The following is a 25,939-nucleotide window of genomic DNA, read 5'->3' on the forward strand; positions in this document are numbered from 1 at the left end:
TCGATTACCGAGGCGCCCGCATCGCCGATCACCAGATCGTCAGCATCGGTGGTGACGCGCGTCGCACGGGCCAGCAGTTCGGCCTTCGTGATGACACTGCCATCACCAAATTCAATGGTTTCGACCGCATTGTTCAGAATGATAATGCTGTCATCGGCATCTGCGAAAGTGATGCGCAGATCGGTACTGCCTGCGGCCAGCAATTCCACCAGCAGATCGGGCGCGCGGTAACCGGTAATGACGAGGCGATCAGTGCCGCTCGTATCCTCGATCACGTCATTGCCGTCACCAGCGGTGAAGAAATAGGAATCATTGCCGCCCGCGCCGCGCAGCAGGTCATCACCGCGCCCGCCTGCGATATCGTCCGCAAGGTCGCTGCCGCGCACATTGTCGTCGACCGCGCTGACCTGGCTCGCGATCGAAGCCTGCACCAGATCGGCCTGATCCCACACCGCGCCATCGCCGAACTGGAATGTCGGCAGCTTGCCGGTTCCCGCTGCTCCGCGGATGAGCAACTGGTCACCATTGGCGAAGAACATGATCAGGTCGTTGGTGTCGATGGCGGACTGGCGCACCCGCACGCCCGAAGAGAAGACATCGGCGAACATGACCAGCGCCTGCGTAACTCCGCTGCCCATTTCAACGATGTCGAGCCCGTCTCCGGCGCGCAGCAGGATGATGCGATCCTGCCCCATGATGACGCGGTCGTACCCCGTGCCCGGTTCCAGCGCGATGCCTTCCTCGAAATCGCGCGTGTCGAGCAGATCCTGCCCGGCATTGGATAGCTCCGACCGGATGATCGTGCGCACCTGCTCGATGTCGAGCACGGTGCCGTCGGCAAACTGGAAATTCTCCACCGGCGTCGTGCGGTATCCGCCTTTGACGACCAGCCGGTCTTCCGTCCCGTTGATCCGGATAAGCAGATCACCGGCAATATTCAGGAACGTCACATTCTCAGGGGTTACGGCCGTCCCGAAGACGATGGTATCCACCCCTCCCCGGTCATCGATCAGATCGTCGCCATCGCCAATGCCGAAATGGTAGGTATCATTGCCCAGCCCGCCGATCATCGCATCCGAACCTGCCGAAGACAGGAAGGTGTCGTTGCGAATGTCCAACCCGACGAGATTGTCGTCGCCATCGGTGCCCGCGAGCATAAGGTCGATAATGTCGTCGAAGGTCAGCACGGTGCCGTCGGCGAAGTTGAACTCCTCCACGCTGGTGCCGCTAAAAGCGCCCAGAATGGTCAGCACATCGCTGCCATTGCCAAGATCAATCAGCAGGTCATTCCCGTTACGGGTGATTATCAGTGTGTCGCGGGTAACCGAGGCACCGAATATGATCCGGTCGATCACCCCAGCCTGGTCGGGCCGTTCCTGCACCGTGTCGAAATCATAATCCGCGGTGAAAGCGTAATCATCCGCGCGATTGCCGCCGATCAGCAGATCATTGCCCTGCCGCCCGTCGAGCGTGTTTTCGGCATCGATCACACCGGTGATGATGTTATCGCCACGGTTACCACCGGCAATCTGCAGCAATTCCTCGACATCGGCGATGGTCAGGAAATCCCCGCCGACAAATTCGAAGCGTTCGATCCCGTTATCGATATTGAGGAACTGGTTGCGGATGCGCAGCGTATCCGACCGCCCTTGCACCGAGATCAGCAGATCGTTGCCATCCTTCGTGAAGACGACATTGTCGAGGGTGATGTCATCGCCGAATTTGACGATATCGTCCTTCGGCACAATAACGCCGCGGCGATCAAGCCAGTGCGCGCGCTCGCGCACATCGGTGATGGTGTCGTTGCCGTAACCGACATCGAACAGATAGATGTCGCCGCCATCGCCGCCGATCATCGTGTCATTACCGGCGCGGCTGTCGAACGTTTCGGCGAAGTTGGAGCCGGTTATCGTCTCGTCACCATTGGTGCCGACCAGATCGATATCTTCCGGATTGAAATCGCGGAAATCCAGCGCCCGGTCGCTAAACACAAAGGTTTCGATGGCGTATTGTTGCACCCCGGCGCGGACATACTGGTTTTCCAGAATGATCCGCTCGCCCGTCGCAGTAACGGTGATAATCAGATCGAGCGCCGTGCGGCTGAATTCGACATCGGTGGAGGCGAAAGCGAGGAATTCAATGCGGTCATCACCGCCCTCGTCGAACGCCGTGTCGGTGCCGTAATTGGCGCCCAGCACATAGACGTCATTGCCGGAGAGACCTTCCAGCCGGTCATTGCCCAGCCCGCCATCCATGCGGTCGGACACCCGCTCGAACCCGTAGATCAGGTCATCGCCATCGGTCTTCGCAATCGCGACATAATGTTCGAGCAGATCGAGCCACGTCCACTGCGTGCCGTCGCCATAGGTGATGAATTCGATGAGGTTGGTGTAGCCGATCAGGAAAACGTATTCGAGATAATCGGTCAGGATCACCTGATCGGTCGTGCCCTTGACCTGCAAGCGCAACGTGTCCTCGCGTCCGGCGCGCAGGAAATCGAAATCGGTCCAACGCAGATCGTCCTGGAAGACGAGGAAATCGTCCTTCGGCGGCGCGAAAATGGCGGCGGAAAAATCGTTATCCCAGATAACGTCCTGCCCGTAATTGCGGCCGTAGATATAGGTGTCGTAACCCTCTTTCCCGGTCAGGAAGTCGTCGCCCGCACCGCCATCCAGCGAATTGTCGTTCAGCAGCCCGTAGATCGCATCGTCGAATTCGGTCTTGGCATTGTCGATCACGCGCTGCGCTATCGTTGCGAAATCGAGTGTCGCGCCCTTTTCGAAAACGATCTTCTCGATCAGGTTCGGAGCGATGTAATCGAGCCCGTCATCGCCGCCCAGCAATTCGCTGAACAGGCCGAGATTGAGCCGCACACCGCCAAACTGGCCGACCAGCGTCACGCTGTCTTCGGTTTCGTTGCCGTTTTCGTCGAGGATCTTGATGATAAGATCTTCGCTCTCGCCATCGCGGATCAGCTTCAGCCGGTCTTCGGTAATGTCCCCGCGGAACATCAGGAAGTCGAGCCCGGCCTTCACCGGCCCGAAGGAGAAATTGCCAAGATCGTCAATGACATCATGGCCATCGCCGATGCGGTAGATATAGGTATCCCCGCCCGCGCCGCCGCTCATGTAATCATTGCCGAGCCCGCCGAACAGGATATCGCCCGAACCCGAACCGATTAGCGGATCGGCTTCGTCGAGAGCGGCGCGTTCAAAATCGACCACGGCAAAGGACATCCGGTAGCGGTCCCACACCGTACCGTCAGCGAAGATGATGGCATCGACGCCCGACTGCAATTGCTGCCCGTTGCCAAGCACCGGATTGCGCTCGCCAAGGAACTGGTCTTCCAGCCGGATCCAGTTCGCACCATTATTGTAGAAGAGGATCATGTCCTCCCCGTCGCGCACCGCCTTGATATCGTCGGGTGTCAGATGCGCAAAACGGAGCTGGTCTTCATCGCCCAAATCGGAATCGTAGATGATATCATTGCCGGGATTTGCGCCGACGAAGTAGAAATCCGATTGCTGCTCGCCCGGATTATATGCATCGGCATCACGCTCGTAGCTGCCGACGATGCGCTGGTTGCCTTCGCCGAGGATAAAGAAATTGACGCCCGCCTGTCCTTGCGTCTCCGTCGACAATGCAGCCTGTTCGATAATGCGTGTTTCATCGACAGCCAGCGCGTTGGCCGCCGCGTAGATATCAAGGTCGATCTCGACGTTCTGGTATGCTGCCAGCAGCATCTGGAACACGAAGGCCTGATCGAGCGCAATGCCCGGATCGAAGAAGTACTGCTTGTCCGCCGGCTCGTAATCCGGATACATCTGGCTGAGGACGTCCTGCCAGTTGATCAGATAATCGTAGACCGCGTCATTTTCGTTCGAAGCCGGCGCACCCGCCAGGATCGCCTCGAACATAGGCGCCAGTTCGCGGTCTGTTGTCGGGCGGTATTTGTCGTCTTCGATACTGTATTCGACACCGTCGAAGAAGTCCGCAAGGCCGCCCTGCATGGCGATGCGCACGCTCATGCGCATGGAGGTCAACACATATTGCGCAACCGATGCGCTGACCAATTCGATCATCGGGTAGATGACGGAATCATATTCGGTTTCGGACAGGGTATAACTGCCGCCCTCGGCCACCTTGTAATCGATAATGCCGGTGGAATTATCCAGTGTCGCTGTCAGCATTTCCTGCTGGAAATTGTAACCGGCAAGCGCGGTCGCGAACTGGAACTGGCCCGGCGTGAGCAGTTCGACGCGATAGGTGCTGCCCTCGCGCGAATTGACTTCGTCCAGCGTGGCGAAGTCGACTTCGAAATTGCGCAGGTTGAATTCGCGTGAATCGCCGGTCTTGAATTGCAGCTCCAGCGCGCGGTCGAGATTGCGCGCCCAGACGTAGAAATCGCCATCCTGATCGGTGACACGAACGGTGTAATCGACAACGATCCCGTCGGTAAAACGCACGCCGATATGTTCGACATCGACATTGGCAATGGGATTGAAACCGATCGTTTCGACGCGCCATTCCTGCGCCGGTTCCTTGGCCTGAAGCAGCAAGTCTTCGCGCGTGGGCGCGGCGATTATGGCGCCGAATTCGTCGACAATCGGGTTGCCGCTGGCGAGCCGCCAGCTGCCATCGGGGTTCTGGATGCCATAGTCGGCCACGACAAAGCGGCCATTGATCACTTCGCCGAGATAGGGTGCTTCCTCGCGGAACTGCACTTCCTCGCCGCGTGTCGCAGGCGACCAAGACTGCTCGACCTGCCACGACTGCCCGGGGCCGGTAGCCATGGCGGTGATATCTTCCAGCGTGGGCCGGTCGATCACCGCGCCGCCTGAATCGGTTACCGGATTGCCGCTTGCCAGAATCCAGTATCCGCCGCTCGCGTCCTCTTGATAAATGCCGCGATCCAGCAGCGTGAAGCCGCCTGCGCCATCCTCCTGCAACAGAACGGGTATCAGCTCCTTGGTAAGGTTCTGCGTCTGCCCCCAATAGCTGAGAATGTCGCCGACCTGCTCGCGCAGCAGCAGCAAATCGGGCGTGGTCATTGCCGCAGCGGTGTCGTTGACGATCTGCAGCAGGTTGATGTCATTCGAAGCGGCAACGCCGAGTGTGGTCAACGAGCCAATGGCACGGCTGTCAATTTCGTTTCCGGTTTGCCACGGCGCCAGCCCGTCTTCGCCCGCGTAGACCGTGCGCATATCGAAATATTCGAAGATCGCCTCGAACATCTTGCCGACCGAGCCGTCAGCATATTCAATGTCTCCGAAGGCCAGCAGTTCGGTATTTTGCGGCGTGGTGATATCGATCGGAGTGAAGTCGAGATCGAAAGCGACAATGCCAAGCGCGTCAAGCGACAGCAGCTCGCCAGCATCAGTAATGGTATCGCTATCGCGGTCCCGCCAGACTTTCAGTTCGGCCCAGATGGCGTCATTCGCGGTGATCCTGCCATCACCGTCACCGCCATTTTCGATGAGATCGTAGATCGCCAGATCGGCAAAACCGCTCGTCTCGGTGCTCCCGAACATCTCGCTGATGTCTTCGATCCGGCCATTGTTGTTCCGGTCGAACACCAGAAAACCATCGTCGCGGCCCAGCCAAGCGGTGGATTCCGCGAACTGGTCTCCATCCCAGTCGAAATAGCGGTTGTCGGCAAAAGCGGAAATGGACTCGAGACCATCGCCGTCCAGGTCGATCACCAAGGGATCGCCGCCCGCTGCCCAGGTGAGGTTCTTCGCTTGGCGTACCGCCGCGCTAGCCAACCAGTAGGCTTGATCGGCCAGACTGTAGGCTTCAAGAGCCCGCATCCAGATACCCAGTGCGGGTGTAGCCTCGACAATCTTGGTGGCGAAAGCGCCAATCCCGCCTAGGATCAGCGCGAGCAGATTGGGAAAATTGAACAGCGTTCCAAAATCGCCGGTGTCGTTGGCAAGCGAGGCAACAAAAGAATCCGCGCCGGCGTTGAAACCGAACAACTGGTTGAGGAGGCCGCTGCCGAAGAGGTTGTTTCCGGCGAACTTGACCTCCATCCCGACAATGCCTTGATAGCCGGTAAAATCGGCGTCTCCGTCGCCGATTTGCAGGACATCGTTGACGATAACACCGGTCGCGATCTGGAACAGGACATCGGTGAGGTTGACCAGAATGACGTTTGCAGCTTCGTCCTGATCGGAAATGGCGAAGTTCGATTTGGACGGGGCGTGCCAAGCGAGGAACGGCAAATAGGTTTCAAAGAAAGTTCGACCGAAGCCGATTTCGTTTGTTGTCCACGCCGTGAAGGCAAAAGCATTCCCGACCGCACCGAGCACATCCAGGCTTCCGGTATAGGCACCCACTGCCCATGCAACCGAAGTGGCACCAGCATCACCACCGCTCAGCGGCAGCCCGTAGAAGCTGATGATATCGTCCTTCTGCGGATCGTGGATCGTCGTATTGGGAGAGAACCAGAAATGGTCGGCATTGTCGGGGTCGCTGCCGGGGTTTTGCACCGAGCCGACACCACCGTCGCCGGTCTGCTGCTGGTTGGTCTGGCTATCACCGTATAGATGACCGCCAACGGTCAGATTAATGATCAGGTCACGACCCGGGCCGCCAACCGTCGTAATCGGATTGAGGCCCGCCACCACGATGATGTCGTCACCTTCGCCGCCATCAATCGTCAGGTCGTCCTCTGTCACCCCATTGAGCGGCGTGATGTAGAACACATCGTCTCCGCCAAGGCCCTTGATTTCCCCACTGCCGGAGAACGCGCTGCCGCCAAGATTGTTGAAAATATCGATGACAAAGCGGTCATCCAGATCGGTCAGCGTGACATTGTCGATACCTTTGAAACGGACATTGTCGCTCGGCCAGGTCAGATCTTCGGCCAGCAGCAGCCCGTACAGGACGGCAGGCTGCGCGACGAAAAGGAAGTTCGTCGCGTGATAGACTTCGGCCGCGAAAGTCGCTTGCTGCGCATAGCCGTTGCGGAAATAGACCCCCGCTTCGCTGAAAATCCCGTCGCGCGTTTCGAAGGTCAGCAAATCGCCGTCGCTGCCCGACCCGCTCGGATCGCCCAGATCGATCACCAGCTCTTCGCGGAAGAAATCGAACACCTGATCGGCGCTGACGGTCACCTCGTCGCGCTTGTCGGTAAGGATCAGGTCTTCGATGCCGAACAGGATATCGTCAACCGCCTCGCCCGCACCATCGGTGCCGGTGATCTTGAGCTGGACTTTCAGCTTGTCGACGCCTTCGATACCCGGCTCGTTTTCGGGCGCTATCACCAGCTGGAATTTGACGCCCGCATCGCCCTCGGTGTCCGAATACTTGACGGTATCGTCACCTTCGCCGCCGACGAGCCGGTTCTTGCCGCCGCCGCCGTCCAGCTCGTCATCATCGTCGCCGCCGAACAGCAGATCGTCGCCGTCTCCGCCGCGGATGATATCATTCCCTGCCGCACCGATAATCAGATCGTCGCCGTCAGTGCCGGTGATGGTCTCGTTCCCGCTCCCGCCAAGGAAGACGTCCACCTCATTGGGGCGCGTGCCATAGCCCCGCGTATCGAGGACAAAGGTCGCATCGTCCGTGGTTGTCGCCATGTGGAAGCGGTTGAAGATTTCCTGATCGGGATTGGCCCAGCCGACATTGGCGACGTCATTGGCATCGGTAATCCCGAGGAAACGCGCCAGCTTCTGCAACAAGCCGTCATCGCCTTCGCCGAACACCGCGTCGCGGAAATTCTGCAGGTCGATCGGATCGACATTGTTGCCACCCAGCTGGTCTACCCACAGCTCGTCCGAAGCATCGAAAATCAGCGTCTTGCCGTCATTGCTGATCGCGAGCACGCCGTTGCGGGCGTCGGTGTTCACAATCTTGTAGCCCGCCAATGCCGCCGCATATTGCGTGGCAATGCGCGTTAGCGTGGTCTTCACATCCTGCTGAAAACCCTGCAGCGGCGCAAGCAGGTCCCACTGAACGAACTTGCTGAAGAACGGATTGGCGTTGGAGGCGCTGACCACTGCGCCAAGGTCCGACCAGTCATCGAACAGGGCCCGGATGCCGGAATCGCCAAACGGCGTGTTGCCGCCTTCGAGCAGCGAATAGGCAATCGCGCTGCTCATCCGCTCGTTCAGGGCGGTGCCGATCTCGCTGTTGACGGTATCATCGATGTTCGCCGCCCCGGCGATGTCATCATTCACCAGCGCCCAAAGCCCCGCATTGGCGATGCCGCCGCTCTTCCATGACGCGATATCTGGGTTGAGCGTTTCTTCTCGCTCTGCCCAAAGCAGCATCGTGAGAATGGCCATCGAATGCCGGGTTATCGGATTGACATTCGTCCAGCCCTGCGCCGATTTGACTTCCTGATCGATTTGGTTCTCTGCCGCGATCTGTTCGCCGCCGATCACCGCACCAACGGTGCCGATCAATGCGCCCAGCGGCCCGCCGATGACGGCATTGGCCAAGGCGCCCAGAGCGATCGCATAACCGCCATTGCGCAGTCCCGCATTGACTTCGAGCGCCAGCGAAACGCCGCGGAAATCATCGAAACTGGGCTGGTGCATTTCCAGACGAAGAAGCAGATCCTCGGTAATCTCGACATCTTCGGGAATCTGGTTCTCGGCGTTTTCCGGTCGCGCATTGTATTCGAGGATTTCCTGCCGCACCGCGCCAAGGAAGACAGCGAGCGCTGCGGAACCGAAGGGCATATGGTCGAAACCGACACCCGTCCCGCCGGAGAGATAGGAGGCAAAGCCGGCAAGGCCGCCGCCAAGGCTGTGTCCGGTGGTGATGACCTTGTCACCGCCGAGATCATAGTAGTTCTCGTTGCCCGAAATCTGCTGGAGAAACAGCGCAGCCGCTTCGGCCTGGCTCGCTCCGGCAATCAGGCCCGCCAGCTTTTCGGCATAACCGCCCGCGCCGACAAACCAGCCGGTCAGGATATCGATCGCACCATCGGTGCCGCGATAGGAAATGACCTTTTTCCCGTCGAGCAGATAACTTTGCGCGAAAAAGCCGATATCCTGATTGAGCGCGCTGCCGAGGCTCAGGCTATCCTCTTCGACGGTGATGGTATCGCCCAGCGCATTGCCGTCGACCTGGATCTTCGCGTCGTAACCGCGATTGTAGGCATCGAGCGCAAGCAGCGCGAGAAGCACCTCGTCGAGCGAGCCCTTCTCGATTTCCGGTGCAGGCGGGTCGGGTTCGGGCAGCGGTTCGACATTGATCGTCTCTTCCAGATCGTCGTCCGCCGTTTCGGGATCGTTCTGGTCAATGGTCGGCTGGGGCAGATCATAGGTGATCTCTTGCCCGTCATAGCCTTCCTCGACCTGCGCCGTGATTTCCAGCGTAATGGTCTGTCCGGGATCGATCTGGTCTATCGTCCATTGCTCGGCAAATTCGTTGAACGATCCGTCGCTGGTGCTGAAAGACAAAAGCTCGAGGCCAAAGGGCAGCGTGGTGTTGAGCGTGAAGTTTTCTACCCTCGCGGTCTTCCTGCCGGGCACTTCCCCGCCATTGCCATCCGAAGTCGGGCCGAAATCCTGATTGGTGACCTCGATCTTGAACGTAACGGTATCGAGGATTTTGGGCGTAGAGGTATCGCTTATCAGCGTCAGCTTGGTGACCAGATTGGCATCATTGCTGATGGCGACTTCTTCTTCCAGATCATCGCCCGAAGAATCCGGATCCTCCTGATCTGCGGTTGGCGGATCAATGGTCAGGGCAATCGTCTCACCGGCATAACCGGGCTCTACCTCGGCGGTGATCTGAAGGGTGACAAAACCTTCCGAAGGAATTTCCTCGACCGCCCATTCGCCCGTCGCCTCATCATACACCCCGCTGCTGGCATTGGCCGACACAAACAGGAGACCTTCGGGAAGCAAATGCAAAAGCGACACCGCGCTCGCCAATGCGGGGCCGATATTCTCGATCCGGATTTCGAATGTTACCTGATCGCCTTCGGAGGGCACGGGATTGTGCTGACTGACCAGAGATAAAGTGGTGACAAGATCGGTTTCGTTCTCGACGGTCACCGAATCCGACAGCGTGTCATTATCGATTGCGTCCGACTGGTTGGCGGTTGCGGCGGACGTTGCGAAAACCAGCGTGTCGGCCGATGTCCCCTCCCCCACCTTCGCCGTGATTTCCAGCGTTACGCCGCGTCCGGCAGCGAGCGAGCCAATCGACCAAATCTCTGCCCCCGAATTGTACACTCCGCCCGCAACGCTGGCAGAAACAAGCTCCAGTCCTTCGGGCAAGAAAGTATCAAGACTGACGCCGGTCGCATCAACATTGCCGGTGTTGAGTACGGTGACACGGAAGGTCACCTCGTCCCCTTCGGCAGGGGTGTCGTTGCCGCTAACGAGCGTCACATAGGTGTCGAGATTGAAGACAGAGGGTGTCGTACCCCCGCCACCGCTGCCGCCCGAACCACCGCCGCCGCCGCCGCCGCCCAGACCGCCACCGATCCCAACCTGCACATCGACCGATTCGGTTAGGTCGTCGCCGCTGGCATCGGGATCGGTCAGGTCGGAAGTAGCGACACTGGTCTCCAGCGTCAGCGTTTGCCCGGCATAGCCTGCCTCGACAAACGCGGTAATCACGAGGGTGGTCGACGCCCCGCTCGCCAACGCGGCAATCTGCCACAGGCCGGAGATGACGTTATACGTACCCGTCGCCGCGTCATAGGCGATCAGCATGAGGCCTTCGGGGAGCAGGCCGGTCAGGCGGATATTGGTGGCGGTATCGGGGCCGTCATTGGTGATGCGGATCGTGAAGGTGACGATTTCACCCACGAACGGCTCGGGGTTGCCGCTCGACAGGCTGACATCGGTTACGAGATCGGCTTCTTCATCCATCAGATCGCGCTCCTTTCACAGGATTGCGCGCCAGCCAGACGCTCTTCACGCTGCAAGGCGAGACAAAGGTGATGCAGTTTTTTGGCAGTCTTCACGAGACCGATCCCCCATTTGTCGATCAAGCGGGTATCGAAGCCTTCGTGGCGTCCGGGTGCAGGCCCGGATGGTGGAGGATGTCATTACGGATATCAGGCCGAGTGCATTTGGGGCCTGAAACCACTTCCCCCGTCGATCTCCCCCGCAGGATCACGTAGGAAAATAGAAACCAGTTTTTTGGCGAGTTCAAGACTCCCGCGGTATAAAAGCAGCAAGCCATGCAGATTCCTGACAGATTCTTTGCGAATCTTGTCGCGTTGCGTATGAAACGTCTAACAAGCCTCGCCAGGCACGGTCGCTAATATGCGGAAATGTGTCGCTTTTATACAAATTGGGGGATTTCATGGCGGACAAGAAAGACGACAAGAAACCGATTCGCAAAGTGGCCGCGAAAGGCGAAAAGGCTGCGGCCAAGCCGTCCGCAAAAGCCGCTGGAACGGGTGCCGAAGGCGATCTGAAAATCCCGCCCGAATTTGTCGAGCAGGTCGAGAAACTGCGTGCCAGCGTCCGCGAGAATTTCGGCAAGGCAGCGATGGCGATGATGATGCTACCGCGCTATCGCAACCAGACTATCGGCGATCTCCAGCACTTGGTGCTCGAACCGCTGATGCGTGACCGGCTGGCGATGGCCTATCCGCGCAACAAGGACGATAACGAACAGAAACTGCCGCGCGAAATGATTGGCTTCGCGCTGTGGGCGAATGTCTCCGAAGACGTCGATGCGCGCATTACCGAGCAGATCAAGACGGGAACCTTCCCTGTCCGACTGAAGGCCGACGAATGGACATCGGGCGACATAAAATGGTTGTTCGATATCGTTGCGCCGACGCAGGAATCGACCGTCGCCGTGCTCGCCAATTTCCGCCAGGTAGCAGGTGAGGGCCAACTCAAGATGCATCCGCTGATCGGACGTCTGCTTCCGCAAGAGACGCTGGAAAAACTCGGCGCTTCGAGACTGGGAGACGCCAAGCCGGCAAGCGACGCGACGATCAATTAGGCGGTGACGGACGCGGCAGCGTCTACGATTGCGCAATGCTGCGCGATATAGTCCTGATGCAGCGGCAGGCCCTCTGCCTCCGCCGCCGCATCGCGGGCGTTTGATGCAATGTAGCGGGCAAGGCTATCCTTTGGCACGCAATCGGCCATGGGATGATGCGCTGCGGGATAGAGCCCCTGCCCCAGCATGACCTGTAGCCAGCTTGGCACATCGAACAGTTCGGTGTTGAAGCGGTTGATCGCGCCGGTTTGCGCAAACAGCGCCATTTTCTGTTGCAGACTGTCGGGCAATGCCATGTCGCGCAAGTAAGCCCAGAATGGCCCTTCGCGCCGATTGAGCCGGTAATGCAGCACCAGAAAATCGCGGATGCTCTCATACTCGAAATCGGTTTGCGCGTTGTATTCGGCAATGGTCGCGGGCGAAAAATCGCTGCGCGGGAAGCAGTCGATCAACCGTGACACCGCGGACTGCACCATGTGGATCGAGGTGGATTCGAGCGGTTCCATAAACCCGCCCGCCAGTCCCATGGCCACGCAATTCCCCACCCAGCCGCGTTGCCGCTTACCGGTGGTGAAGCGCAGCAGCTTTGGCTCGGCCAAGGGCTCCCCGCCAAGATTGGCGAGGAGGGCCGCGCGGGCATCCTCCTCGGCCCAGTATTCGGCGCAAAACACCAGTCCGTTGCCGCTGCGGTGTTGCAAGGGGATATGCCATTGCCACCCGGCCTCGCGCGCGGTGGAGCGGGTCAGTGGTTCTGGCGGGGTGTCACGCCGTGTCGGCACCGCCCAGGCACGGTTGCACGGGAGGTAACGCGACCAGTCCTCGTATCGGCATTGCATCGCCTCACCGATCAGCAGACCGCGAAAGCCGGTGCAGTCGATAAACAGCTCGCCCGCCAGCCTTCGTCCGCCGTCTAGATGCAGCTCGCGGATATGCCCGCTGGCGCTGTCCTGTTTTACCGCAAGGATCTTGCCCTCGATCCGCCGCACCCCGCGCGCCTCGCAAAAGCGGCGCAGGAATGTCGCGTAGAGCGAGGCGTCAAAGTGGAAAGCGTGCGGCAGGCTGCGGCGGATAGCGGGCTGCCCGCGCTTCGTGCCGCCCAGCGCGACCTTGCCGAAGCGCCCTTCGCGCGCGGCGATCGCATTGCCGCTGAAATCGTCGAGCGGACGCGTCCCGCCCTCGGCGCGGTAGCGCAGCCAATACTGGTGGAACGGCAGCTTGCCGATCTTCTGCCCGACCGTGCCAAAGCCGTGGAAATAGGCGTTTCCCGGCTCATCCCAGTCGACAAATTCGATACCCAGTTTGAAGGTCGCCGCAGTCGCGCGGACGAATTCATTCTCGTCGAGGCCGAGCATCCGGTTGAACAGATGGATTTGCGGGATGGTCGCTTCGCCCACGCCGACCGTGCCGATCTCTTCGCTTTCGACAAGCGTGATGCGCAGCTGAGCCTCGAAATAGGACGATAGAGCCGCAGCCGCCATCCATCCCGCCGTGCCGCCCCCGGCGATCACCACTTCGCGTATCGGTTGTGCCCCGCTCATGCCCGCGAACCTAACACACGGCGCTGGACCGGCAAGCCCGCTTGCGCCAAGCTTACACACATGGAACGCTTCGCCCTCGCCGATGCGGTGACGCCGCAAATCGTGCCCATCGGGCGCAGTGCGGAGCCGGTAATCGTGATCGACGGAGTGATGGCGGACTGGACGCAATTGCGCGGTTTTGCCGCTACGCAGGATTACCGCGATGTCGGCAAGAATGGCGGCTTTCCGGGCCTGCGCGCGCCTTTGCCCGGCGACTATGTGCGCGGCCTGCTGCGCCGGCTCGATCCGCTTATCCGTTCGACCTTCTTTGCTAACCGGGCGCTGAAACTGGGCAGTTTCGACTGCAACCTATCGCTCGTCACTTACGCGCCCGCGGCGCTGCATCCGGCACAGAAACTTCCCCATGTCGATTTCGCCGCCGAAAACCGCGTTGCCGTATTGCATTACCTGTGTGCGGAGCATTTCGGTGGCACCGCCTTCTACCGCCATCTTGCTCTTGATGCCGAACAGATCGGGCCCGAATTGCGTGAAAGCTGGCTGGCAGCGCGGCAGGCGGAGAAGACGGCGCTCCCGCCGGACGCAGGCTATCCCGATGAAAACACGCTCGGCTATCACCGCATTGCCGCCTTCGATGCCCGGCCTGACCGCCTGCTGGTCTATCGCAGCAACACGCTGCACAGCGGGATGATCGAGCGGCCCGAACTGTTGAGCTTCGACCCGCAAACGGGACGGCTGACGGCGAATTTCTTTCTCGATTACGTGCCGGAATAGGGCGCAGCTTCGGGGCTTTCCTACAGGTGCAATTGCGGTTCACCGGCGTTCTCCCTTCCAACCGAACGGAGAACACCCATGGCCATACTCGAATCCCTGATCGGCCCCATTGCCTCGCTCATCGACAAGATCATTCCCGACCCCGAAGCGCGCGAACGCGCCAAGATCGAACTGATCCGGCTCGAAGGATCGCAGGAAATGGAAGCAATCACCGCACGCCTTTCCGCCATTGTTGCTGAAGCGAACAGCCACGATCCCTGGACAAGCCGCGCGCGGCCCAGCTTCCTCTATGTGATGTATACGATGATCCTGTTCGCCGTGCCGATGGGCGTACTTGCCGCCTTCAGCCCGGGGATGGCGCAGGATATCGGCGCGGGCATGAACGCCTATCTCGCCGGGTTGCCCGAACCGCTCTACGCGCTCTTCGGCACCGGCTATCTCGGCTACACCGCCGCCCGCCAATGGGGCAAGGTGAAGGGCGTGGAACGCTAGGGCGACATTAACCACGTCGTGCTAAGCCCCCTCTTGCGCACAAGAGGGGGCCATCATGTCCATCAGTTCCGCTTTCAGCAGCCTGTTTGGCCTCGCGATGCTGGTGGGCTGTTTCTGGTTCATTATCACCTTGCAGCAAAAGCGCTGGCACTGGTTTTCCGACCGGTTTGGCAAACCCAGCCTGCCCGCCGCAATCGCCACCAGGCCAGTCGGCCCCGTCGTGTTCAGCAGCGCGCCCCATCGCGAACTGATGGCGAGCGATTACACGACCTATCATGCGCTGACGCTCGGCGTGCACCGCGAAGGCCTGTCTTTCGCCTGGCGCGGCGCTAATCTCTATCGCAACCCGCCCTTCCTGATCCCGTATGACCGGATTTCCGCCGCCCCTTCGCGCTGGCCCGATCTGCTCTTTGACACTGTCGCAGTGAGGCACGAGCGGTTGCCCGGCTGCTATCTCATCATGGCCAAGAGCGATATCGAATGGGCAATCCGGCAATGTGCTCCGATGAAAATCGGCAAATACGTCTGACCAAGCGCGCGGTGGTTGCGCTGGTTGCTTCCGGTCTTCTATGACGCACGCATGACCGATACAGTGATGATCCTCAACGGCCCGAACCTTAACCTGCTCGGCGTGCGCGAACCTGAAATCTACGGCTCCGAAACGCTCGACGACTTGGCGGAGCGTGTGGAAGCGAAGGCCAGCGCACTGGACCTCAAAGTCGATATGCGGCAATCGAACCACGAAGGCCACCTCACCGACTGGCTGCACGAAGCGCAGGCCGATGGCGTGAAGGCGGTGATCCTCAATGCCGGCGCGCTCACCCATACCAGCCTCGCGCTGTATGATGCGATCAAGTCGATCCGCACGCCGGTGATCGAAGTGCATATCTCCAATCCTGCCGCGCGCGAGGCCTATCGCCACAAGAGCTATGTCGGGATGGCGGCGCTTGGCTCCATCGCGGGCTTCGGCACCTATGGTTACGAGATGGCGCTGGAAGCGGCTGCGCGGCTGTAAGCTGGCAGTAAAGCGCGCCATCACCCTTGCTAAGCAGCGATTGCGGGTCTAGCCCGCTCGCATTCTTTTGACATCCTGATGGGGAACCCATGCCCGAGAAGAAGGCTTCCGCCGCCAGCACAGGCGGCATGACGGTCGATCCGAAACTGGTTCGCGAGCTGGCAGATATGCTGAGCGAGACCGGCCTCACCGAAATCGAAGTGGAAGAAGGCGACAAGCGCATTCGCGTGGCGCGCAGCCTGACTGCCGCTCCGGCGCAGTTTGCCGCGATGGCCGCGCCTGTGGCGGCGGCTCCGGCAGCCCCTGCTGCAGCGGCCCCTGCCGAAGCTCCGGCGGATGCGGCAGCCGCCCATGAAGGCGCGATCAAATCACCGATGGTCGGCACCGCCTATCTCACGCCCGAACCCGGCGCGGCCAACTTCGTGTCGGTGGGCGACAGCGTGAAGAAGGGCGACACCCTGCTGATCGTGGAAGCGATGAAAGTGATGAACCCGATTGCCGCCGACAAGGATGGCACGGTGAAAGCAGTGTTGATCGGCAATGGCGAGCCGGTGGAATTTGGCCAGCCGCTCGTCGTGCTCGGCTAAGGGGCGGATATGGGCATTTCGCGTATCCTGATCGCCAATCGCGGCGAAATCGCGCTGCGTATCCACCGCGCCGCGCATGAAATGGGGATCGAGACGGTAGCGGTGCACTCCACCGCCGATGCCGATGCGATGCACGTGCGGCTGGCCGATCACGCCGTTTGCATCGGCCCGCCTGCGGCCAAGGACAGCTATCTCAACATCGCCGCGATTATCTCGGCGGCAGAGATTACCCGGGCCGACGCCATTCACCCCGGCTACGGCTTCCTGTCCGAAAACGCGCAATTTGCCGATATTGTCGAAGCGCACGGGATCAAGTGGATCGGCCCCAAGCCCGAACATATCCGCACCATGGGCGACAAGGTGCAGGCAAAGCAGACCGCGGGCGCGCTTGGCTTGCCGCTGGTACCGGGTTCCGACGGAGCGATTTCCGATTTCGACGAAATGCGCCGCATCGCCGACGCAATCGGCTATCCGGTGATCGCCAAGGCCGCAGCCGGCGGCGGCGGTCGTGGGATGCAGGTGATTCCCGATGCCGAATCGATGGAGCCGCTGGTCAAGCGCGCGATGAGCGAGGCCAAGGCCGCGTTCGGTGATGACACCATGTATCTTGAGAAATATCTCGGCAATCCGCGGCATATCGAATTCCAGATTTTCGGCGATGGCGAAGGCAACGCTATCCATCTGGGCGAGCGCGACTGCTCGCTTCAGCGCCGCCACCAGAAGGTGCTCGAAGAAGCCCCCTCCCCCGTCATCACGCCCGAAGAGCGTGACCGGATGGGCGGCATTGTTGCCAAGGCGATGGCCGATATGGGCTATCGCGGCGCGGGCACGATCGAATTCCTGTGGGAAGACGGCGAATTCTACTTCATCGAAATGAACACCCGCCTGCAGGTGGAACATCCCGTCACCGAGGCGATCACCGGTGTCGATCTGGTGCGCGAACAGATCCGCATCGCCGACGGCAAGAAGCTGTCGGTGGCGCAGGAAGACCTCCGCTTCACCGGCCACGCCATCGAATGCCGGATCAACGCCGAAGACCCCTTCACCTTCGCCCCCTCACCCGGCAAGATCAGCTATTACCACCCCGCTGGCGGAATGCACGTGCGCGTCGATAGCGGGCTCTATGCCGGCTATTCGATTCCGCCCTATTACGACAGCATGATCGCAAAGCTGATCGTCTACGGCCGTAACCGCGAAGGCTGCCTGATGCGCCTACGCCGCGCGCTGGAGGAAATGGTCGTTGAAGGCGTGAAGACCAACATCCCGCTGCACCAGGAACTGATCCGGCAGGATGACGTGATAAGCGGCGATTATACGATCAAATGGCTGGAAGACTGGCTGGCGGAGCGCGAGGGGTAAGGCCGGGCGCCCGCCGCAATCCGCTACTCTCCGCCCAACTCAAGCAAAGCGATGGAACGCGGGGTAGCGAACTGCACGCCGCCGCCAACAACGCTGACCTCTTCACCTGAATACGCCTCGCGCAGTCGCGTGCCGTCGGCGAACACGCCGTGTACATCAAGCGCACCAAACGGCTGATCGGCGAGGCCGACAACAATCCTGTCCTCACCAAGCGTGCGCGAGAACACGTATGGAGACCACGAATGCTCGATATGCGCACCGGCGCCAACCGCCACGTGTCGCTGCCGGAAGCGGGCGAGCCGCTGCCAGTGCTGCAGGATTGACCGCCCCGCTTCGGTTTCCAATGCGTCCCAATTCATGAACGAACGCAAAGTCGCATCGCCAACCGCACCTTCAACCACCAGGCTACGGCTCAATTCGTCGCCATAATAGATTTGTGCAGAGCCCGGAGCGAGCATTAGCTTGATCGCGTTTTCATACGGGTTCTCGCGACGCGGATCGAGCGGCGACTGGTCATCATGCGAAGAGATATAGTTCACCAAGCCTACCCCACGCAGTGGCCCGCTGGTCTCGTCGGCGTAAAGCTGGAACAAGTCGGGTATGGGAAGGCGCGCATGGGTGGCAAAGCCCATATTGATCAGGCCGTCAAAACCGAAGTCGAAGAAATCGACGTGCATGTCGCCGTAATCATAGTCACGCGTTCCAGCGACCGCGTGCTGGAAACCGGCGGCACCGAAATTGAACACCTCGCCGAACATATAGAAGTCGCGGTCGTCCAGAACGCTTTCCGGATTGTTCGCCTTCCACTCGGCAAAGGCCAGTTCAGCCTCTGCTTTCAGCGCAGCCCACACCTCCGGATCGACGTGCTTTGCGGTATCGATCCGGAATGCATCAACGCCGTATTCGCGCACCCAGTCTGTGTTCCATTTGATCAGATAATAAGCGGGCGTGCGAGGATAGCCCGTGCGTTCGAAAAAGGCGTCGAGCTCTGCAAGCTCCTGCTCCAGCCGGCCTTCCTCGCGCCATTTGGCAATCAGGTGTTCCGGCACCGCGACAGGGGTATCGGATTCGGTGCGAATATCCTGCAGCGCCGGCACGATCTGGCAGGTCGCGACCCCGGCAAACGACCGCCAATCGCAATCAGGCCCGCTGCGCACCCAGTCCGAAGGCCACGCGGGATCGCCCGTTTCGAAAGGTGGCCCGGCATGGTTCACCACTACGTCTACGACCACGCGGATACCCTGCTCATGCGCCAGTTCCACCATGCGGGCAAATTCTGCTTCAGTGCCATAGGCTTCGTCCACCTTGGTCCAATCGCGTGCCCAATAGCCGTGAAAGGCGTAGGATCGTCCGAACTCCGAGAATGGCTGGCGCACCTGCTCGATCACCGGCGTCGTCCAGATGGCGGTCACGCCCAGATCGCGAAAGTACCCCTCCTCCAGCTTTTGGATGATTCCTGCAATGTCGCCGCCCATAAAAGAGCGCAATGTATCGCCATCGGGTTGGCGGCCATAGGCGCGATCATTCGACGGATCGCCGTTGGCGAAGCGGTCGGTCATAAGGAAATAGATCGTCGCGTTGCGCCAGAACGCATCGGTTTCGACCTCCTCGGCAGCAACCTCCTCGGTCTGCGCGAAGGCTCCCACCGGAACGGTCAGCAATGCGGCACAGGCCAGCAACAGGCGGTGACGAAGGTTCAGCATTTCAGCAATCTCCCGGCGACCAGGGGTTAGTGGCCATCGCCCAAAGCGAAGTCCCCTGTGTTCACAAGTGATTGGTAATGCAGCAAATGCGAAACGAACAGTCTCACGCATTCGTATACTATGCCGAAATACTGCGCTCCAGAGATTTAGAACGCATTCGCTATATGCGGTTGACCGATCAGATCGGCACGCCCGGTTCGTGCTTCGCGGTGCGGATGGTCAGCGAGGTCTTGACGCTCACCACATTGGGGGCGGGCGTTAGTTTGCTGGTCAGGAATTCCTGGAAGCTTTGCAGGTCGCGGCTCACCACTTTCAGGATGAAGTCGATTTCGCCATTGAGCATATGGCATTCGCGCACTTCGGGCAGCGCCTTGATATGGTCTTCGAAGGCCTTGAGGTCTTCCTCGGCCTGGCTGCGCAGGCTCACCATGGCGAACACGGTGATCGCAAAGCCCAGTTTCGACGGATCAAGATCGGCGTGATAGCCGCGGATTACGCCTTCTTCCTCCAGCGCGCGCACCCGGCGCAGGCATGGCGGCGCGGTCAGGCCGACACGGCTGGCGAGGTCGACATTGGTCACCCGGCCTTCTGCCTGCAATTCCGCCAGCAGTTTGCGATCAATCGAATCGAGAGTAGCCATTTGCCCCTCTGCTCCCATTGCATTTTCCCCGGCACAACCCTTGTGACAGGAAATATCCGGCACGCTTTATGACAATTGACGGACCGATTGTTGTTTATGCACGCAACTGTCCCCTTTTGCAACGCGGCTGGCAAGACGAATGTTTGCGCGCGGCAAGCGGTCTATGCGGATAGTGGACGCCCTTCGCCCCCTATCCGCCGGAGCCCTGATGCAATTCGACGATCGCCTTGCCACTGTGCTGCGAATGCGCGCAGATAGCGAAGGTGGATTGCGCACGCAATTCAGGCAGTTGCTGGACTTGCTGGGCACATCGCCCGAAGGTGCGGACGCGGATTTGCTCGACCGCGCCTATGCCCGCTTGGGCGAGCTGAGCGACGCGATTCCGCAAGAGGAGCAATCGCGCATCCTGCGCGAAGGCAGTTTGCGGCTGCGCGATGTGCGGCTGGTCAATTTTCTCGCTACGCAGGATGCCAAGCCCTCCGCTTCCGCCATGGCGACCGCGCGGCTGACCGAGGACGAATGGCTCGCCATCATTCCCGGTCTGCCGGTCAATTCGCGCGGATTCCTGCGGCACCGGCGCGATCTGTCACCCAAGGTGCGCGATCTGCTCGCGCGGCTGGGCGTGCGCGATCTGGTCTTGCCCGATCCCTCGGGCGGAACCCGCATTCCGGCCGAGGAGAATGCGCCGCGTGAAACTCCGCCGCTCGAATTGGCACAGGAGGTCGAAGCGGAGACCGCCCCTGCAACCGGCGCGCAGGAAGAAATTGGTGCGCTGCTGCGTCGGATTGCCGCGTTCCGCGAAACGCGCGGCGCGCGCCCGGTCGCTCCGCGACTGCCACTCGACGACGAAGAGCCGCAAGCGCCCGTCACTAACGTGGAATTCCGCACCGATGCCACCGGCGAAGTGGTGTGGGCCGAAGATCCGCTCGCGCCCCTGCTCGTCGGCCTCCGCCTTACCGGAGCGCGCGAAGCCGCCACCGCGCGCACGTCGCCGCAAACGCGCAAGGCCTTTGCCGAACGCCAACCGGTGTGGACAGCACCTGTCACGCTACAACTGCTGACCGACATCGGGGGCGATTGGCGGATCGATGCCGCCCCGCTGTTCGATGAGCAAACCCGCGCCTTCGCCGGCTATCGCGGATGCCTGCGCCGCCCGGTTATTGCCGAGCCTGCGCAAACAGACAGCCATGGCGACCGGATGCGGCAGGTGCTGCACGAATTGCGCACGCCGGTGAATGCCATCCAGGGCTTTGCCGAGATCATCCAGCAGCAATTGTTCGGCCCCGCCCCGCACGAGTACCGCGCCCACGCCGCCGCGATTGCGGTCGATGCCGCCAAGCTGCTCGCCGGTTTTGACGAAGTTGACCGGCTGGTGAAACTGGAAAGCGGCGCGCTGGATCTTGCCCCGGGCGAGGCCGATATGCGGCTGTGCGTCGCCGAAACGGTCCAACGCCTGCAAGGGGTGCTGCGCCCGCGCAATGCCGGGTTCTCGCTCAATGTCAGCGGCGACGCTTTCATAGTCGGGATCGAGCGCGGCGAAGTGATGGCGCTGTGCTGGCGCTTGCTGGCGAGTGCGGCGGCAGCGCTGGCTCCGGGCGAGGATGCCGATCTTGTGCTCACCAGCAGCGGCACAACGATCACGCTGGAAATGGACGCGCCGCAATCGTTGCGCGATGCAACCGCTACGGAACCGCCTGACACGGGCAGGCCGCGCGCCGTCAGCGCGGGCGCGTTTGGCCCGGCCTTCGCTTTCAAGCTGGCGCAGGCGGAAGCGGAAAATGCGGGCGGCACACTAATTTGTAAAACAAATCGGATTACACTCTCGCTCCCCGCCTTGACCGCCGCCACCGGCGATTCTAGCGCGGTTTCGGGACGTGCGAGCGGGTAACAGCCCGCCGTAATTGATGGAGTGCCGCAAAGGCGATGCGCAGGCTTATTGACAGGCCCCAGGCGGAACACCGTGCCCGGTTCAGAGATCGCATCCCGCGTTTTCTGCTGACCGTCGATACCGAAGAGGAATTCGACTGGGACAAACCGCTCTCGCGCGAAAGCCAGGGCACGCAGCACGTCGGCAGATTGCAGAAGTTCCAGGAATTTTGCGAACGCAGCCGGGTGGTGCCGATCTATCTGGTCGACTGGCCCATCGCCAATTCGCCGCTGGCAGCGGAGATCCTGCGCACGCCGCTGGCCGAAGGTCGTGCGGAGATCGGGGTGCAGCTACACCCGTGGGTCAACCCTCCGCACGAGGAGGAGGTGACGCAGGCCAATTCCTTCGCGGGCAATCTGCCGCGCGATCTGGAAGCCGCCAAACTGCGCCAGTTGCGCGACCGGATCGAACAGAATTTCGGCACCGTGCCGCTGATTTACCGTGCAGGCCGTTATGGCCTCGGGCCGAACACTGCCGAATTGCTCGCCGAAAACGGGATTGCCATCGATAGCTCGGTGCGCCCGAAATTCGACTATTCGGAAGCGGGCGGGCCCGATTACCGCGAATTTCCGATCCATCCCTACTGGCTCGACGATGCGAAGACGCTGCTCGAACTGCCGCTTACGACGTCGTTCTGGGGATTGCTGCGGCGGCAGGGGGAGGCGATTTATCCGCGCCTTTGGCGCGCACCCGCGATGCGCGGACTGCTTTCCCGCACGGGCCTTCTGGAGCGGGTTCCGCTAACGCCGGAGGGCACGAGCGCGGAAGAGGCCATTCGCGGGATCGACATCGCGCTGGATGATGGCGCGCCGCTGCTCGTCTTTTCGTTCCACAGCCCGTCGCTGGTGCCCGGCAACACCCCCTATGTGCGGACCGAGGAGGATCTCGACCAGCTCTACGACTGGTGGCGGCGCATCTTCGCCTATTGCGAACAGCGCGGGGTCAAACCTTCGAGCGTGGCCGACGTGATGATGACGGTGATCCGCTGACTTTTCCCCGGGGTGCCAGTGGCGGGTGGATTTTGTGTCCAACCGCGTTAAAACCGCGCGCGAGAGAGGATTGAGCGGACATCCCATGCACAGGGTAACTTCCTTCGAAGTGGCGGAACGCGCTGGCGTCAACCAATCGACGGTGTCGCGGGCGCTATCGGGCGATCCTTCGATCACCGAACAGACGCGGGCGCGCGTGCGCGAGGCGGCGGATGCGCTGGGATACCGCGTCGATGCCCGCGCCGCACGACTGCGCAGCGGCAAGACGCGCACGATCGCGATCATCGTCATCACCCGCCCCGGCAAGGGCGCGACCGAGATCAATCCGTTCCATTACAATCTGCTCGGCAGCACCTGCGCGGCGGCATCGGAACTGGGGTATCAGGCGCTCGTCAGCTTCCAGTCCGAAGAATGCCATTTCGACAGCGATTATATCGAAACGCGGCAGGCGGACGGGATTGTGCTGCTGGGTACCAGCACCAATGACGCGGCATGGGAATATCACCGCCCGATCCTCGCCCGGCCCGAGGTCGCTTGCTGGGGATCACCCTACACCGATCACGACCGCGTGGATTCGGACAATCATGCGGGCGCAAAGCTCGCGGTAGAACGGCTGCTGGCTGGCGGACACCGGCAGATCGCCTTTATCGGCGACACCTCGGAAACGCAGAACCAGTTCCGCGAACGCTATGACGGCTACTGCGCGGTGATGGCCGAGAACGGGCTGGAAGCCGCCGCGCCCGTCTGGGTCGAGGCTCCTTTGCGCGCCGAACAGGGGCGGCTGTCCGTCGCCAAGCTGCTGGAGAGCGGCATGGCGTTTGACGGCATCTTCTGCTCCTGCGACGCAATGGCCTTCGGCGTGCTGGAAGCGCTGGCGACGCATGGTCGCAGCGTGCCGCAGGATGTCGGGGTGATTGGCTTTGACGGGCTGGGTTCAGGCGCACATAGCAATCCGCCGCTCACCACTGTCGAACCCGATTTCCGCGAGGCGGGGATGTTGCTCGCCAAGGCGGCGCTGGGGCTGGCGGAAGGCGACGGCACCGCGCGGCAGATGCGCGCACCGGTCAAGCTGGTCGAGCGGGAGAGTGTGTGGAGGGCGAGGTAGGCAAGGCAAGTCTCCCCTCCCCTTGGGCAGGGGTCGGGGGTGGGGGTTCCACGCCAGTGAGGTCGTACCCCCATCCCAACCGTAGGCGCTACGCGCCGTCTGCGACTCCCCCAAGGGGAAGGGCTTATCATCAACGCCAATATACAAGAAAAAACTGGTCGGGGAGACAAGATTCGAACTTGCGACCCCCTGTACCCAAAACAGGTGCGCTACCAGGCTGCGCCACTCCCCGACCGATGTTCCGCATGAAGGCTGGTGGGCCCGGCAGGACTCGAACCCGCGACCTAGCCGTTATGAGCGGCCAGCTCTAACCAACTGAGCTACAGGCCCCAAAGCCAGAAACCGTGCGCAAACGCCCGGCCTTCAATGCGAGCGGTGCCTCTAGAGCCTCCCTGCCCGCGCTGCAAGCCATTCGATGCGCGTTTTGCGGTCTATTCGCCCGCGACAATCCCCGGTCCGGCAATATCACCCGGCTCGTTTGCGAGGACCTGCACAACGGCCGTCCACACCGCGACATTCTGTGCCAGCTCCATCGGATCGACCTTGTCGAGCGTATCGTTGGGCGTGTGGTGCAGATCGAAATAGCGGCTGCCATCCTGTTGCAGATCGATAATCGGCCCGCCCTGGTCGCGCATGATGTTGAGATCGGCCCCGCCGGTCGCGACAATCTGCGGTGCGGGCACGACACCGTAAGGCGTCACCGCCTCGCTCAGCCGCTGGAACAGCAGCGGGTTCGATTGCGAGAAATTGGTCTCCAGCCGCCAGATCAGGCCTGCGCCGAAATCGCTTTCCAGCCCCACGCCCATTTCCTCGTCCGCATGGGCGGCGGAGTAAGCGGCACTGCCCCACAGGCCGGTTTCCTCCGCGCCTGCAAACAGCACACGGATGGTGCGCAGCGGCTGGCCTTGTTCGGCCACGCGCAAGGCGGCAGTGGCAGCAATCGCGCAGCCCGACGCATCGTCAATCGCGCCGGTCGAATTGTCCCAGCTGTCCAGATGGCACGCGAGCAGCACTGGCGGCAGCGAAGGATCGGTGCCGACGATCTCGGCAGTAACATTGCCGCTCATTGTCTCGCCCAGATGGCGCGGGGTGAGCAGCAGTTCCATCCTCACCGGGCCGTCAGTGCGCTCGAAAATCCGCTCCAGCTGGTCGGCATCGGGATTGCTGAGCGCGGCGGCGGGGATTGGAGCAACGCCAGCAGGCCAGCTCGTCGCGCCGGTATGCGGCAGGCGGTCATTGTCGCTGCCGATGGAGCGGATGATGATCGCTGCGGCGCCCTTCTGCGCGGCCACACCCGGCCCCTGCCGGCGCGGCTGGCCGAAATAGCCGTAGTGAGAGCCGTCCTGCGTCGCCCGCATGGCATGGCCGAGATAGACGATGCGGCCTTCCAAACTGCCATCGGGCACCGCGCGCAAATCGTCAAGGCTTTCGAAGTAGACGATTTCGCCGGTCAGCCCTTCCGGCCCGGTCGAGCCGGAGAAGCCCAAGGCGGTCAGCACCACATCCTGCGCAAAAGGCGCGGTGATGCGTCCGCGCTCTTCCCCGCGCACCCAGGTCTGGATCGGGAACGGCTCATTGACGACATTCGCGAAACCGCGCGCGCGCAGCCAGTCCATTGCCCAAGCCCGCGCCCGCGCCTCGTCCGGCGTGCCGGCCAGACGCGGGCCGATTTCGGTGGTCAGTCCTTCGAGGAAATCCCACGCGATTTCATCATGCGCGCCCGGTTCCAGCCCATAACGGCTGTCATAACGCTGGGCATAGGCATTGGCAGGTAGGGCGAACGAAAGTGCGGCGAGCGCGAGGAGTGCTTTTTTCATAGGCGCGATTGCTAGGCCGCCTGCCCGCGCCTGTCCAGCGGCTGCAAAAGCACGCGGGCCGA

14 protein-coding genes, 2 tRNA genes and 1 pseudogene (1 of these 17 running past the window's edge) are annotated in these 25,939 nt (G+C 61.1%); 10 read left to right on the forward strand and 7 right to left on the reverse strand.

Annotated elements, in window-relative coordinates:
• A protein-coding gene (locus ACS0VV_RS07670; protein WP_483532126.1) for a tandem-95 repeat protein crosses the window boundary here: on the reverse strand, window positions 1-10,841 show its start. It extends 22,810 nt beyond the left edge of the window; only the first 10,841 of its 33,651 coding nucleotides appear in the window; its start codon is at window positions 10,839-10,841; its stop codon lies off the left edge, out of view.
• A gap of 439 nt (window positions 10,842-11,280) precedes the next feature.
• Here ACS0VV_RS07670 and ACS0VV_RS07675 point away from each other — a divergent pair, with 439 nt between their 5' ends.
• A complete protein-coding gene (locus tag ACS0VV_RS07675) occupies window positions 11,281-11,934 on the forward strand; it encodes a toxin-activating lysine-acyltransferase (protein ID WP_483532127.1) in 654 nt (217 codons plus the stop codon).
• Here the strand turns inward: ACS0VV_RS07675 and ACS0VV_RS07680 are convergent.
• Complete coding sequence (locus ACS0VV_RS07680; protein ID WP_483532128.1) at window positions 11,931-13,472, reverse strand: tryptophan halogenase family protein; 1,542 nt, start codon at window positions 13,470-13,472, stop codon at window positions 11,931-11,933. The genes ACS0VV_RS07675 and ACS0VV_RS07680 overlap by 4 nt on opposite strands.
• Before the next feature lie 60 nt (window positions 13,473-13,532).
• On the opposite strand from ACS0VV_RS07680, the gene ACS0VV_RS07685 reads away from it, so the two are divergent.
• The 6 genes from ACS0VV_RS07685 (at window position 13,533) to accC (ending at window position 17,696) form a co-directional block, all read left to right on the forward strand.
• Window positions 13,533-14,243, forward strand: coding sequence for a DUF6445 family protein (locus ACS0VV_RS07685; RefSeq protein ID WP_483532129.1), 711 nt, complete (start codon window positions 13,533-13,535; stop codon window positions 14,241-14,243).
• Between the two features lie 78 nt (window positions 14,244-14,321).
• Entirely contained in the window at window positions 14,322-14,735 is a 414-nt protein-coding gene (locus ACS0VV_RS07690) for a holin family protein (RefSeq protein ID WP_483532130.1), read from the forward strand.
• 55 nt (window positions 14,736-14,790) lie between these two features.
• Complete coding sequence (locus tag ACS0VV_RS07695) at window positions 14,791-15,264, forward strand: hypothetical protein (RefSeq protein WP_483532131.1); 474 nt, start codon at window positions 14,791-14,793, stop codon at window positions 15,262-15,264.
• A 51-nt stretch (window positions 15,265-15,315) separates the two neighbouring features.
• Window positions 15,316-15,750 carry a type II 3-dehydroquinate dehydratase gene (aroQ, locus tag ACS0VV_RS07700; RefSeq protein WP_483532132.1) on the forward strand — a complete coding sequence of 145 codons (435 nt, stop codon included), beginning with the start codon at window positions 15,316-15,318 and terminating at the stop codon, window positions 15,748-15,750.
• An 89-nt stretch (window positions 15,751-15,839) separates the two neighbouring features.
• A complete protein-coding gene (gene accB / locus ACS0VV_RS07705) occupies window positions 15,840-16,337 on the forward strand; it encodes an acetyl-CoA carboxylase biotin carboxyl carrier protein (protein WP_483532133.1) in 498 nt (165 codons plus the stop codon).
• Window positions 16,338-16,346: 9 nt separating this feature from the next.
• Entirely contained in the window at window positions 16,347-17,696 is a 1,350-nt protein-coding gene (accC, locus tag ACS0VV_RS07710; protein ID WP_483532134.1) for an acetyl-CoA carboxylase biotin carboxylase subunit, read from the forward strand.
• 317 nt (window positions 17,697-18,013) lie between these two features.
• Here accC and ACS0VV_RS07715 read toward each other — a convergent pair.
• Both ACS0VV_RS07715 and ACS0VV_RS07720 read right to left on the reverse strand, forming a co-directional pair.
• Window positions 18,014-19,510, reverse strand: a pseudogene (locus ACS0VV_RS07715) (alpha-amylase family glycosyl hydrolase); the annotation flags it as partial.
• A gap of 67 nt (window positions 19,511-19,577) precedes the next feature.
• Entirely contained in the window at window positions 19,578-20,039 is a 462-nt protein-coding gene (locus tag ACS0VV_RS07720) for an Lrp/AsnC family transcriptional regulator (RefSeq protein ID WP_151975219.1), read from the reverse strand.
• Between the two features lie 208 nt (window positions 20,040-20,247).
• Between ACS0VV_RS07720 and ACS0VV_RS07725 the strand changes: the two genes are divergently transcribed.
• The 3 genes from ACS0VV_RS07725 (at window position 20,248) to ACS0VV_RS07735 (ending at window position 24,060) form a co-directional block, all read left to right on the forward strand.
• Window positions 20,248-21,927 carry a histidine kinase dimerization/phospho-acceptor domain-containing protein gene (locus tag ACS0VV_RS07725; RefSeq protein WP_483532135.1) on the forward strand — a complete coding sequence of 560 codons (1,680 nt, stop codon included), beginning with the start codon at window positions 20,248-20,250 and terminating at the stop codon, window positions 21,925-21,927.
• 35 nt (window positions 21,928-21,962) lie between these two features.
• On the forward strand, window positions 21,963-22,955 hold the full coding sequence (locus ACS0VV_RS07730) for a polysaccharide deacetylase family protein (RefSeq protein ID WP_483532136.1): 993 nt from the start codon (window positions 21,963-21,965) through the stop codon (window positions 22,953-22,955).
• Window positions 22,956-23,040: 85 nt separating this feature from the next.
• Window positions 23,041-24,060 (forward strand): LacI family DNA-binding transcriptional regulator, encoded by a 1,020-nt coding sequence (locus ACS0VV_RS07735; RefSeq protein ID WP_483532137.1) that lies wholly within the window; start codon window positions 23,041-23,043, stop codon window positions 24,058-24,060.
• A 155-nt stretch (window positions 24,061-24,215) separates the two neighbouring features.
• On the opposite strand, the gene ACS0VV_RS07740 is transcribed toward ACS0VV_RS07735, so the two are convergent.
• The 3 genes from ACS0VV_RS07740 to ACS0VV_RS07750 form a co-directional block, all read right to left on the reverse strand.
• Window positions 24,216-24,292: transfer RNA gene (locus ACS0VV_RS07740), tRNA-Pro, on the reverse strand.
• Between the two features lie 21 nt (window positions 24,293-24,313).
• Window positions 24,314-24,390, reverse strand: a tRNA-Ile gene (locus ACS0VV_RS07745).
• A 101-nt stretch (window positions 24,391-24,491) separates the two neighbouring features.
• The gene (locus ACS0VV_RS07750; RefSeq protein WP_483532138.1) at window positions 24,492-25,877 is read right to left on the reverse strand and encodes a M20/M25/M40 family metallo-hydrolase; all 1,386 of its coding nucleotides are present in this window, start codon (window positions 25,875-25,877) and stop codon (window positions 24,492-24,494) included.
• Between the last annotated feature and the right edge of the window lie 62 nt (window positions 25,878-25,939).

It is taken from the genome of Aurantiacibacter sp. KMU-128 (genome assembly GCF_056933515.1).